This window comes from Pedobacter sp. (assembly GCF_035566355.1).
Taxonomy (GTDB): domain Bacteria; phylum Bacteroidota; class Bacteroidia; order Sphingobacteriales; family Sphingobacteriaceae; genus Pedobacter.
Genome location: NZ_DATMRL010000258.1, coordinates 1 through 13,904 on the forward strand (window position 1 = coordinate 1; position 13,904 = coordinate 13,904).

Annotated in this window: 6 protein-coding genes; all 6 read right to left on the reverse strand. The window is 43.0% G+C overall.

The window, feature by feature from the left end; translation table 11 throughout:
* Positions 1 to 79: 79 nt before the first annotated feature.
* Positions 80 to 2,767, reverse strand: a complete 2,688-nt coding sequence (locus VNZ46_RS10025; protein WP_325560033.1) for a hypothetical protein — start codon at positions 2,765 to 2,767, stop codon at positions 80 to 82.
* The gene (locus VNZ46_RS10030; protein ID WP_325560034.1) at positions 2,767 to 4,971 is read right to left on the reverse strand and encodes an alpha-galactosidase; all 2,205 of its coding nucleotides are present in this window, start codon (positions 4,969 to 4,971) and stop codon (positions 2,767 to 2,769) included. Before VNZ46_RS10030 ends, VNZ46_RS10025 begins: the two co-directional genes overlap by 1 nt.
* Before the next feature lie 11 nt (positions 4,972 to 4,982).
* Positions 4,983 to 7,259: a hypothetical protein gene (locus VNZ46_RS10035; RefSeq protein ID WP_325560035.1), complete on the reverse strand. Its 2,277-nt coding sequence runs from the start codon at positions 7,257 to 7,259 to the stop codon at positions 4,983 to 4,985.
* Between the two features lie 137 nt (positions 7,260 to 7,396).
* On the reverse strand, positions 7,397 to 9,706 hold the full coding sequence (locus tag VNZ46_RS10040) for a GH92 family glycosyl hydrolase (protein WP_325560036.1): 2,310 nt from the start codon (positions 9,704 to 9,706) through the stop codon (positions 7,397 to 7,399).
* Positions 9,707 to 9,712: 6 nt separating this feature from the next.
* Positions 9,713 to 12,073: a glycoside hydrolase family 36 protein gene (locus VNZ46_RS10045; protein ID WP_325560037.1), complete on the reverse strand. Its 2,361-nt coding sequence runs from the start codon at positions 12,071 to 12,073 to the stop codon at positions 9,713 to 9,715.
* Between the two features lie 6 nt (positions 12,074 to 12,079).
* Positions 12,080 to 13,904: glycosyl hydrolase family 95 catalytic domain-containing protein (locus VNZ46_RS10050; protein WP_325560038.1), on the reverse strand; the 1,825-nt coding region annotated here is incomplete at its 5' end.

Consider the following 13,904-nt stretch of genomic DNA (forward strand, 5'->3'; position numbering starts at 1 on the left):
TATCGGCTGAGCAATTCCCCGCCCGGAAAGGGACATACCAAGGAGCAAAAAAAAGTAAAAAATTATTTTATTCATCTGTTTATTTTATTGTTTTTATCAGGATAAAACTAACAGGTGCATAAGCATGCATAAAAAACGTCAGCCTGTTTTTGGACACAGACATTGGTTTTCCCATTACTTCACCCCGAAGGTTAACCGGAACAGCTTTAATATAAGTTGAACCTTTAGGAAGGGTAACTGTAATACTGCCCGAAACGCCATTCTGTTCCCATAAACGTAAAACAGTGCCTTTACCGTCCGGATTTTCTCCGAAGGCAGTGACCAGTACCCCTTTGCTTGAAATAGAAATACCTTCATTTTTTGCAGGTAATTTCCCGGCTTCTCCATCTGAAGTTCCGGTTAACAAGGATAGCCTGGCCTCCCAGGATTTTTCAGATAGATTGGCTACTGTTTCCGTATTTTTATCAATAGGCCAGATACGAACCCTTTCGCTCCATGAACCTGCCTGCCACAATGGGAAATTGGTATTCCACATGTTGTTATACAGATTAACAAATACCGAAGGCGTTGTTGGGATATGCTCTAATGCAAACTTCCATAGCCCTGGTTCGCCTAAACCAATTAATGGGGAGTCCATTGGGCTTAACCCCATTCCTGATTTGTCTTTCTGCGTAATGGATACGCCTGTATTGACTGCCATCAGATATCTGTTGCTACCAGAAATAATATCGGTTGCAGGATCTATTGGCCCTCCCAGACGGCCCACCGTAAATTTAGGGTCTTTCACTTCAAAAGGAAAGCATAACCATCCGCCTTCGGGTTGTTTATCTGGTGTTTTGTCATCTACAAACCACTCTACATCTACATAAGCAGCGTTTCTGGGGAATGTAAATGTTACCGTATATTTCTTTGCAAAGCCCTGAGTGTTTTCTGAAGTCAAAGTAGCTATATCTGCAACAGCAGAATGAGCTACAGAGATCTTCCAATCATCAGGTGTAAAAGCCATATATGGCGCTTTATCTGGGCCAAGCATTCCCGGTTTCCCGAGGTCATTTAAACCCCAGCCATCTTTTACCCTGCTATACGTATTAAACCACTGATCAACTTCCTTTGTACTGAAACGTTCATGTAAAAACTGTCCGACAACATATTTAGAAGATTGATCTACCAATTCTCGCTTGGTTTCTTTCTCAACTAAGGAAGCTATCCCACCTTTCTTCAGATCAAAAACGATGCTAAAATAAGGTGTCTCAAATTCAGATTGCGGATCATTTGTAGGGGTGGATTCTTTCAAATCCTTCTCCGTATAGCTCACATATCCGGATGGAGCAACCTCTTCAACATAAAAATAATGCCCTTTATTCCATGGATTCTCCACCATACCAGACCACCTCCATGGCAAAGGGTTATAGACTACTAAACGTTTTCCGGAAATATGGACGGATCTGGCCAGCAAATCTAAATGGCTTTTCAACTCCGTATTGATGATGTCATTTGTTTGATGAATATAGCCTCTCTTAACGTCGTAAGAATGCAACCACTTCTTCTTGCTACCTACATTGGTATGATGTGCATCGCTGTTTTTAAGTTTCGAATAATCCCCATTTTCAGGATCTGGTTCTGCAGCTGCTTCCGCCATCCACTTTTTCCAATCCTCACCATAGCTGTAACGCGGGCCATATTCAGCATTCATACCCCAGGTATGTTCCGCATACAAAAGACTCTGCTCATAAGCTTTATCCAGTTTGGCCGAAATGCTTTTTACGGGAATTCCCCAAATGCTCATTTGTGTATGCAGGCCATCAAGAGCCGGTTCCAAAGGGCGTATATTTCGTCCGATCTTTGCTTCTACCGGGTTTGACAATAAGCCGTGAATCCAGGAATCTGGTGTATCCCCTTTTACTGTTGGCAAATTTGGTTTTTCTGCAAGAGCTGCCTTTGCAAAATCATCGAGCGTTCCAAGATGAACCTTTACACCCGGCATTTCTTTATTGATTTGAGCTACTATCGATTCGACCTCTTCCTGATTAGGTGGTCCATGATTATCACCACTCATGATCATGGCCAGATAATTCTTTAAGGGCCAGTTTGAGGGTGCTTTTATTCCCGAACCATAATCAGAAGTATATTGACACAATATTTTGGAGCCATCAGCACCTTCCCACCAAAAAAGCGGAGGGAAACGAGGATACTGACTTGCCGGGTTACACCCTAATTGCAAAAACCTGATACCTGCATGATTTAATAAAGTGGGCAGAATCCAGGAATGGCAGGGAACATCCGTCATTTTAGCACTAATCGGCAAGGCCTGCCCATACGCACGGGCAACTCTGGAGGAGTAGCCCAATCCACGAACCAGATCTTCCTCATCTAGGGATTCTGTATGAGTGGTCAATGCCAGTCCATGAACCACTATTGAACCTTCTTTAATCGCCTTTTCTATCCTTTTTTTTCGTTCCGGATCTTGTTTTGGTCCTAAAATCTGGGCGTAAAGTGGCCATCCGGGTACGGTCCAGGCAAAGTGCTGATCCTTGGACAAGGTCACATTTTTCTCGATCACACTTAATGCCTTATCCATCATTTCACCCCTATAGCGTGCAAAAACATTTTCTGGCAAATCGGTAAAGCCTAAGTCAAAATGGGTTTTGAACACCACCCATACATCAGTCACTTTTGACCTACCAGAATAACTGCTACTCTTCTCCTGTGCGCTGGCCGCAGCACACATAAATAAAGAGGCAATGAATAAGGTCTTAATTCTTTTCATTACAGAGTAGAAATTTTGTTGCTTTTTTGTCCCTCTATGACAAACCAGGAATAGCCGCCCGCGTTGAGGGTAAAGGTTAGATCGATGGTGTCGTCATGGTTCAATTTATAGGTTTTAGCCATCTCTCCTTTTTCACTTACCCTGATCATATCCGTTAAACCCGTATATTTCAAAGGAACTTTAATTGTTTTTGTCATTCGCTCATTGGTTGGGTTATATAACATCATTAGTCCTTTTTCTTTTAAAGAAGGATTAACGTGCAGGATCCCATCCCAATCACGTCCGTCTGCCCTGCGCAAGTGAATAATATCGGAGTTTAAAATGTCCCTGTATTTCTTGTACCAGCCGATCACTTTAATGACCGTTTGTTTGGTTTCTTCGGTATCGTATAGTCTTGGCCCACGGTAACAGGCCTGTACACCTGCGCCATAATACTGCATCATCAGTTGCTCATAATCGCTCAAATGTTCAGACAGGGGTTCCAGCGTTGCAGCGCTTCCACCTCCCTGATATTCAGTAAGTGGTACAAATCCCCAACCCATGGATGGTGTCTTCTCCCAGGTGGCATCATAAATGTTCTGGCGGTTAATGATTTTTTGTGTTGCTCTTGGAAGTGAGAAATTCACTTCCCGGTAGCCCAAAGCAATCTTATTGGTGCCGTCCAGAAAATACCAGTCAGGCGCATTGATATAAACCCCTCTTTCATTTAACCAGGTATATAGTTCTTTTTGGATTTCCATTTGTCTCCATTGGGAGTCTTCCAGTCCCTTATGTCCAGGATGGCTTGTAGAGGCACATACATCACCAGGATAAGGGCCATCGTTTTCCCATATGTCAAATCCGGTTTTGGTGAAAAAGCTTTTGATGTGGTCTCTGTAGGCAAGCCCCCATTTGCTTCCAAAACAAGGTGCATGACCAAAAAACGCACCACCTGGTTTTCCTGTAACAGGATCAACAACATCTGTCTCGGGATTGATGCTGCGCGAGCTAAATAAAGAATAGCCACCGATCTTAACATTTTTACTATGTGCATAAGCAGCCAGGTCCTTCCATGCCTTTATATTTGACTGGGTGGTATCTTCCATATTCAGATAACTACCAAAACTGAGGATCAAGGCTTCGTAACCTGTAGCCGCGCACTGATCAATAGCCGTATGCACCTGGTTTGCATTTCTGGCAACAAGGTGCATAAATATTGGATTGGCCGAAGTCCAGGGAGCAATGGTACGGTACATTTTTCTGATCGCCAAGCCACGACCCTCCCTGTCTTCATTGTTCATCAACAATTCATTGGTGCGCACAGAGTTAAACACCTCTCCTGCTTTGAGCTCAATACCAGGTGCTTTATCCGGATAAATTTCCAGCAGTACAGGTGTTTGAAAACGATAATGCACTTGTGAGGTATAGGTTGAATCTGGTTTCCAGTGTGTGGTCTGGTCACTATTTGCATAGTTCATAGAATTGTTAAAAGCGTAGTTGGTCTCAAAATAAATTCCTGACGGCTTTCTCATCAGATCGAAGCTGCCTTCTACCGAGCTCTCTTCTTCCACCATGCCCAGTACTTCATTCACCACACTTTCGATCTTAAAAGATTTGTTACTCTTATTCAAAACACTTAGAGATTTAACCATCAAAGGTATCCCGTCATATAATTCATAATTCACCCGAACCTCCAGACCTTCCAATTCTGCCGCACCTGCTTTGTACAGGAAAGAAACCACTTTACCTGAAGCAGGTTTTGCATGTAATTCCCAATATTTAGTATGGTCCCATTGTATACGGGGGGCAATGGGTTTCACTTCGTAGGAAACATATTTAAAATCCTTTGCACCAGCGGTAAAACCATCAAGCCATTCCGGCAGGAGGTAAGCCTTCTCCTTCTGGCCATAAAGACCACCTATGTTGTAGGTCTTTCCATTAATAACCAATCGGCCCTCTTCCCGTACGGACCGCAACAGCTGCCTTCCGGTACTCAAATTGCTATAATCAACACAAGCGAGGTTTGGAGTCAGCCTGAAGACCCTTTTCAAAAGGCCATTTTCCAGGACAATATCTTTTCTGTCGTCGCTTTCACGGACCTGGGCTTTAGCCGTTACCGGCTTAATCAGCCAATCTGAAATAGGGTTAGACTGGGCATATCCATCTGCTGTACCAGCAAACATTAAGGCCATAAATACGAACAGGTGTTGAATTCTAAATTTCATTTCTAAATATATTAATAAGCTTTATCCCTTTTCAAAACAATCGGATTCGTTTTTACGCCATTGATTCTTTGGTACAATGTCCAGGTATTGTTATCTACTCTTTCTAAAGTCCAGTCTTTCTTAGGGTCGGCCAGCTGCTTTTTTATGGAGCGGGAAAAGGCATTTGCTGAACGGGCATCCTCCCAGGTTCTGATCACTTTAAAGATGGCATCTTTCTGCGGGCAACTTTCAACATCTTTCTGGTTTAAGGTCAAACTGTAGGTTGTACCAACACCTACAGAAATTGCCTGTATATGTTCATATTGTGCAACCGTTGAATTGGCTTTGATCGGAAAATTACCGCCCATCCCAACCGGAAAAAAATTAGAATAGGTAACATCGCGAAGGTCTTTACCCTGGCTGGTACTACTGCCCCATTCCCTGGTATCCACATCGTACAGGTTTTTCCCTCCTCCAACATTCCAGATACTTTGATAATGCCATGAGCCTTCTGATAAAGTAGAGCCAGTAAAACGAATATCGGGAATAGGATACTTTGCTGCCCTTTCAAACATTTTGCGAAAAAACCGTTTTGCAGAATAGTAGCCATGTCCATTATTGAACAAAAATTCCTGCCCGTCAAAATCATAGTAGCCTAAACCATTGATATAACAGACATCTGCATAGTATTCGGCTATTTTATCTTGCAAATCCATATTCGGAATCAACCCGTCATACCCGTAATCTATAGTGACCTGCAGTTTGTAAATTGTATCCAAAGCTTTATGGCCGGCCGGAGTGGTATTCCAGTATCCGCGTTTTACGTTCAAAAGCCGGTAGGGTTTTGTATCAGAAATACCCTGATAATGGATCAGTTCCTTCCCTATCTTTATCATATTTAAGCTTTTAGTATGTCCTTCCCAACTGGCAATTTCTTCGAGATGTGTAGGGTCATCTACTGTAATAATTGTATCAGCAGCACTGATATTTTTTGCCAGTAAGCGCTTCTGCTGGTAACACAAACTGTCACTTGGAATCGGACTCGCATCTTTAGTACCTGGAGCCAAAGAGTTGGAAATTGGGGTTCTACCTATAACGATTCCATACTTCGCGGCCATTTCAGCAAGTTCTTTCTGCGATTTGTTACCGGAAGTGAATTTCAAAGGTTTTTTCTCAAAATTTCTTCCGTCAATATAACCCTTATTGCCACGGTCTGGTCTTAAAAAGCCCTGATCATATAGGCTGATGGCTTTAAAACCTAGTCTGGCTGTATAAGGCACAATGCTGTCATATAATCCGCCACTCGTGAGTACATCTGGTTTAAAGGCTGCCGGGTCTTTCACCCATCTGCCATGAATGGTTGGATGTGGCAGTTTCTCCGATAAAACAATATTCTGCACAACATCCATTAGTGCTGTACTGTCCGGGCTTCCCCACAGAGCAATGGAAGAACCTATATAATCTACTCGGGGCAATGGCTGTACTTCAATATGGTTTGGCGTATTTGCGGCCATATTGGGTATTAAGGAATAATACACCTCTCTTTTGAACGTCCTGTCTCTTGAATGATAATTAATTGAAATCTGCCCCCTGCTATCCACTACAGCTGAATTTCCGTACAATATCCGGTAATAGGGCTCCTTATGGGCGTAAAAAGCAACATCACTAATTCCATTTCCTCCGAGGGTAAATACTTCCCCCTCATGCAGATGACCTGGCAATGGAAAACGCTTCGCATCAGGTGTATGGATGATATACTGAAAGGGTGCGGCATCGGCAATGGTTTCTGAAGTACCGCCCAGTGTGTTGTCATTAAGGGCAAGCATTCCAATAGCATAATTGGTCACTTCGCTGGTATCACGGGCCACTCCAATGATTTCGCCAAACAGGTTGGTCATAGTGGTATGGATTGCTCCCCATTGAATATCATCAACCCCGTTACGTGGACTTAGAGACAGTAAGGTTAATTTAAAATATTTTTCCTGAGTGACCAGTGAAATCCTGGCCAAGGAACCATTGGGATAATTTAATGTAATCGATTTATTGCTCTTGTTATAAGATGCTTTATTGGGCTCATAATAAACTTTTTTCTTACTGTCATAAAGAGACATCAATGGCGAAGGCTTATCCGCAGGGCTAAACTCTTTGCTGGGTGTTACCGTCGTATTTTTCATACTGGTGATAAATCCCCTATTGTTGATATGGATTTTAAAATAATTTGTATTAAAATCCCATTGTGCTTTCGCGGAGAAATTGAAGGCTAACAGTAATACAATAACCAGGCGTATGGTAAAAATAGCTTTTTCCATTTATAAAAATCTTATGAATACAAGTAACAATTTGCGTGTGTAAGTTGCTAACAGATTCAAATTTACCAGTTTTTCAGCCTTCTTTATCGATGCTAATTTGACCAATATCAACGTTATTTTTGCCCTAACACTTCAATTTAAATGGATGTACCCCATGACATATTAGGTTCAGGCCCCATGAATAATTCTAATTGATCACCATCTATAATCTGGGCGAAATCTATATAACATTTATTATAATCTTTTCCGTTCAATTTTGCAGATTGAATGTATCTGTTTTGAATTGAGTTATGATGCGCTGTAATCGTAAAAATCTTTCCTTTTGCAAAATGACTATCGGTCTGTATTTCAATCTTATCAAAGACCGGACTGAAGATCTCAAAACGGCTTTCTCCGGGGCAAGAAGGATGTAGTCCGCTGGCAGACAATACATACCAGGCTGACATTTGGCCTACATCTTCGTTACCAACCAGCCCTTCTACGGAGTTTCGATAGGCCCTTCGGCATATTTCACTTACCCATTTCTGGGTAAGGTAAGGCTTGCCCAGCTTATTGAACATAAATGGAGCAAGATGAACAGGTTCGTTGGCATGATTGTAATAATCATTCCACTTCATGGACTGTGGCGTTTTCTCAAAAAAAGACTCCAGTTTCGCTGCCATACTTTCACTGCCACCAAGTAATGCAGCCAATCCTTTTACATCCTGGGGTACAAACCAACCTTGCTGATAGGGGTTACTTTCCGTACATCCGTATCCCATGGTCAAAATACCATCTTTAGGCCATGGGGACCAAGCTCCATTTTTTTCTTTTGGCCTAAACCAATGTTGCGTGGTGTCAAAGATATTCTTATAGCTTTTTGATCTTCCAAGATATATTCCGGCATCTTCCTTCTTACCCAGACTGTTTGCCAGCTGAGATAAACACCATTCGGAATAAGCATGTTCCAGAGTTTCTGAAATCTGAAAGGAATGTCCCACATGACCATTGCCAAACTTTTCGCATGTATTTTTAGCAAAGGTATATCCTTTTTCTATATCAAACTTTCTGATGCCTTTGTTATATGCATCAGCCATAACACATACTGCCGGATTTCCGTTCATACAACCGCTGTACGCATTTAAAAATTCCCAGCGTTCCAGGTAATGTTGTCCGCTTTCATCGGCCAGTTCGACCAATGAATTCACCATATCATTGACAACTGTGGGATTAATGATATTCTGTAAGGGAAACTGGCTTCGGTATACATCCCATCCACTGAAAATCGTACGCTTAACGAACTTATGAGTTTGATGAATTTTTTGATCACCTCCTACGTAACATCCATCTACATCTGTATAGCAGCGCGGATCGATCATAGTATGGTAAAGTGCGGTGTAAAAAATCGTCTTTTCATCTTCAGTGCCACCACTAACTTTGACTTTATTCAAAGCCTCTGCCCAAAGTGTTTTTGCTTGTTGATGAACTTCATCAAAGTTAAATTTCCGTATTTCAGTTTGCAGGTTCTTTTCTGCCCCTTCCATGCTTACAAAGGAAATCCCTGCTTTTAGCAAGACCTGCTCGTCCTTCCTTGTTTCAAACTCAGAGAAAAAGCCTAAGTGTTTTCCCTGCATTTTTTTTATACCGTATAAGACTTTAGAATTTTTCACAATATCCTGATAAGCATCGCTTGTTACATCTTGCCTTTTACGTTTCGTACCTTTAGGTATATCCGCTGTCCAGACTCCATATTTCTTTAAGGGCTTGCTCATCTCCGCGTAGAAATAAACGGTATAATCAGGCTTCCCATCGCCATCGCCCCAGCCTCCGCCTTCAGGCGTACATTTCATCCAGCCACGAATGGTATGTTCGTTCACAACTTCAACATACTGTTCTGTAGATGTGCCCCCTACCCGACGGGCCAGATCAATCTGGATGCGTGACTGTTTTCCAGCCGGATAAGTAAATCTTAGTATACCACTATGTGGTGCTGCAGTGGCTTCAGCCCGGATATGATCGTCAGATAAGGTTACTGTATAATAACCGGCCCCGGCTTTTTCACTGGATTTATCATAAGGAGAACGGTATCCCTTCTCCTTACTATTTTCTTTACCGGAAAACGTTTTTAATGGTCCGGTAGCAGGCATGACCAGAAAATTTCCAAGATCCCCATACCATCCAATTCCACTCATCTGTGTAAAAGCAAAACCTTCTATGGTGGTGTGTTCATAACTATAACCGCTGCCATTATCACCGCCTGTAATGGTATTGGGACTCAATTGTACCAAACCAAAAGGCGTGGCAGCGCCCGGAAAGGTTTTACCCAATCCGGCACCATCACCGGCTTTGGCAACGCTGGTACTGGCACCAATAAAAGGATTAACATAATCCACAGGTTGCTTTTGTGCATACACAGCGTGAAATGGAACCAGTATCCCTAAAATTAACGCAATTTTTAAATTGATCATTGAAGACTATTTTTTAAACTTTAATTTCCATTTTACAACCTGACTTTCTTTGCCCTTAATCACGACTCTAAGCCAGCCCTTCTCTGCCTGGGGCAATACCTCTATGATTACACCCTGAGGGCTTCCAACAATAAGAGCGCTGCTTAATTTCCAATTCCTGCCATCATTCATCCCAGCAATACGCAATTCATAAGAATCACCACCGATGAGTTTACTTGTTCCCGAAAGGCTTTCCCCATCCCAGTCTTCTTTAAGCAGGTCAATCATCCCCTGACTGATGTGCTGCGAAGTTGAAACCACAACCGGATGCTTGGCTTTGGCACGTACCGCTATAACCTTGCAGGATTCTGAGGGAAGCTCCCATGCAAACGAACCAGACAGATCCGGTAGGGGTTTGTTTGCCCAGAAATCAAAAGCATAATAGGTCATTTTATCTTTTAATCCCGCCCGGCTTAAGGATGTACCGATTTTCTGAGGGCTGGTTTCCCAGTTATATAATCCCAGTACATTACGATCGGTGCCTGATTTTTTATCTGTCGCAATCCAAATAGAGGGAAGCATTTTATCAAAGGCATCTACCGGTCGGGCAATGCCCTTATGTGAAGCCATACAGCGCTTCATAATTTCCAGTCTGTCTAAGGGCAGATCCGGAAGCCAGTCGCTGCTTAGAAAAAACTGTCCGGAAACAGCCACAAAGGATGGAAGTAATCTTGCTCTGGTCAAACTGCCGATTCCCTTACTGGCATTATCCGCAGTAGATTCTCCACTTTCTCTCAACATGGATGGATCCGGATCGTTCCACCAAACTCTTCCATTTAAAAAATAAAGTCTGGAGGCACGGATGGCCCCGGTGCGGATGCTTTGCCCGTCATGATTGAAATCGGGTCCTATGCGCATGGAGTTGACCAGGCCAATAGAAGCTCCAAAGGACCGCATGTTCTGGCTCACGCAGCATCCCGACAGGAATACATCTTCACCTGTGGCTTTGCGTATAACTCTCAAACCATCTCTAAAGGCTTCAATTTGCGTTTTAAGAGGATTATGTAAAGGCAGACAATTCCCAATACTGTCATTCTTGTAGCCGTCATTAATATAAATTTGTTCGGTCACTGTTCCGGTCCATAGTCCATCCATTTTGAAATAATCGTAGCCCCATTGATGCATTCTGCTCGCATAATCAGCAATATGATGCTGAACTTCGGGATTGGTCAGGTCAAGAGAAGTACCTCCCCATGTGGTTTCGTAAGGCTTGCCATTGGTTCGTTTTGCAAACCAATCCTGGTGGTCTTTGAATTCCGGGGCCTGATGATTCCGGCTAAAAGGCATCCACCAGATTCCAGCAGTCAGACCATCTTCTTTTATGGCTTTAGCAGTGGTTGTCATTCCGTTGGGATAGCCTCCTTTTGGATCAACCCGGTCAAAGCCCCGGTGAGGGCCATTATATTGATTCCCAGCTTGCCATTGGTCATCAATTTGAAGCACTCCAAGACCAAAAGGCTTCAATTGATTCTTGATAAAACCTGCCAATTCAATCGTCCCGGATTCAGTACCGGCACCTCCGTTTTTCTCTGCATACCAGGTACAATACACAGCGCTTCTGGGCTTAAGTTTAATATTTTGCTGCTTTGCCATTGCTTCTGCAAACTGCTCTTCACCCAAACGGGCATCGTCAAAATAACCCACCAATAACGTTTCGGTCTTTTCGGTCTTACCGGCCGGCAAACGGAAATGACCATATTCAACACGAGGTTCTATTTCAATCAAATTGTTTTTAATATGAGAAAATACAACACCGCTTCCCTTTTCATTCGTTAACCAACCTGTTACTACTCCATTTCTTGAAACAGGATCGACACAGGTCAGGAATACATAACTCCCAGGGTTTTTATCTGGATCCAGCAGACCTCCGGTTCCAAGTGTTTTTAACTGACCAACCGGTTTTCCAAGATCTAATAAAAAAGACACCGGGCTAAGTTTTGGAAAGTCAGCAATTCCGTAAGTTGTATTTTTGATGCTTTGACGGATAAACAGAAATGGCTGTGAAAGGTAAAGTGTAAAAGATACTGAAGCCCCGTCGGCATCCCTGGCGATCAATGCCTGACCTTTACCAAAAGCAGGATCACTGACCGCTTCCTTTTCAACTTTGATGAAATTAGCCTTAGGCACCAGCCCCTTCACAAATACCTTTTTTCCTGATGTTGTACTCACCCAGAAACTGCGGGCTTTAGGGTTGTAGTTCAGCATCAGAGATGAATTACTGATGCTGTTCGGGTCCTGACCTAAATTCCTTTGAAGAGGATCTTTAGACCATACCGCAGTATTAAAAAAAGCGACTATCGATAATACGAGTACAAAACCTCTGGTCATTTTAGATTATTTAGTTCGTTTAAGATTTGAGGAAACCACCTCTTTAATTTCACCATTGATCCGCAGTTTTACATTTGTCGGTTTTTCTGAGGAGATCTTATAGGAGATGACTTTACCATTATGCCATTTACAATTTACGGTAAATCCCCCGCGCGCTTTAAGCCCTTCAAACGATCCGTCTACAGCCCAATCTTTGGGAACAGCCGGCAATAATTGTATTTCTCCAGCCTGGCTTTGCAAGAGCATTTCGGCCATTGCCCCGCTGATACCAAAATTACCATCCATCTGAAATGGAGGATGATTAGCAAACAGGTTGGGTAAGGTATTATAGGTTAGTAAGCCTCTGATCATCGTTCCTGCCTTTTCTCCTTCTCCTAACCTTGCCCATAAGGCACAGCGCCAGGGCCATGTCCAGGAACGGCGGCTGTCTCCTACTGTTGACTCTACAGTGAAGGGGGTATTGATATTTTTTCCATAGTTTCCGCTCCTGCTCCTCAAGGAGATGATGGCTGCATTTGCCAGTTCAGGTGTTGCGACTTTACTGATCTGTCTTCCCGGATATACAGCAAACAGATGAGAGGTATGTCTGTGCTGATCATCTGGATCATCCCTGTCTTCCTGCCATTCCTGCAGCTGCCCCCATTTCCCGATTTTGTTAGGCGCAAGATGAGCTTGCATATCGGCTACCTTAGCTTGATAGTCAGGATCAATTCCCAGCGCTTTGGATGCATCTAAATAGTTTTGAAAAAGATCCCACACCAATTGTTGGTCGTGCATCACTCCGTCTTCACGTGGCCCGTGTTCAGGTGACCATCCATTTGGAACCATTAATGTTCCATCCGGCATTTTCTTTAACCGGTCTTCCCAGTATTCACAGATTTCTTTAAGGATTGGGTAAGCGGTTTTCTCCAAATATCCCCTATTCTGAGTAAATGCCCAATGCTCAAAAACATGCTGTGCATACCAGGCACTGGAAGGAATATTCCATTCCCAACCATTGCCTCCAAAAATACTTTGACTGGTTCGTGCCGTCCATCCTCGTGTCTTTTCACCAAAGGCTTTTCGGGTTGCTATCCGGCAAGGCTCTTGTGCAGCAACAATGAAATCGATTAATGGAACCTGGCATTCAGACATGTTCGTAGACTCTGCAGCCCAGTAATTCATCTGAATATTGATGTTATTGTGGTAATCACTTGCCCAGGCTGGTGCATTACTGTTGTTCCATAAGCCTTGCAAGTTGGCGGGTAAACCGCCTGGACGTGAACAACTCACCAATAAATAACGCCCATATTGGAACAAAATTTCTTGCAGATCAGGATCTTTAGCCCCGGCTGCATATTTTTTTAACCGCAGATCCGTCGGAAGCGCCGCCAGATCGGAATTTGTTGTTCCGATATCAATGGTAGCCGCCTTTGTTAAGCTGCTAATATCTTTAATATGCCGGTCAAGTAATTTTCTCTCGCCCAGTTTAAGCGCATTTTTTTGTTCCTGTTCTATCCATGGCATAGGGTCTGCACCTCTCCAGCCGGATTGGTAATCCGGTTTGTAATTGGTCCTCGCATTCAGGTAAATCACCAGGGAATTACAATTTTTAAAGACTAAGGTATTCTCTTTAACTTCAATAGTACCTCCATTATGCTCTATGTGTAAATTTGCAGCATACTTTAAATGATTACCCATCTCCCCCATAAAACTCAGCTCATCCTTATTTGCTGTACTAGTGGCCTCCTGTGCAGAATGCATTGAAATCGTACCGGATAACTCGGCTTTTTTGCTGGCGGTATATTTAAAAACCATAACCTGATCCGGATGACTGGCAAAAGCCGATCTG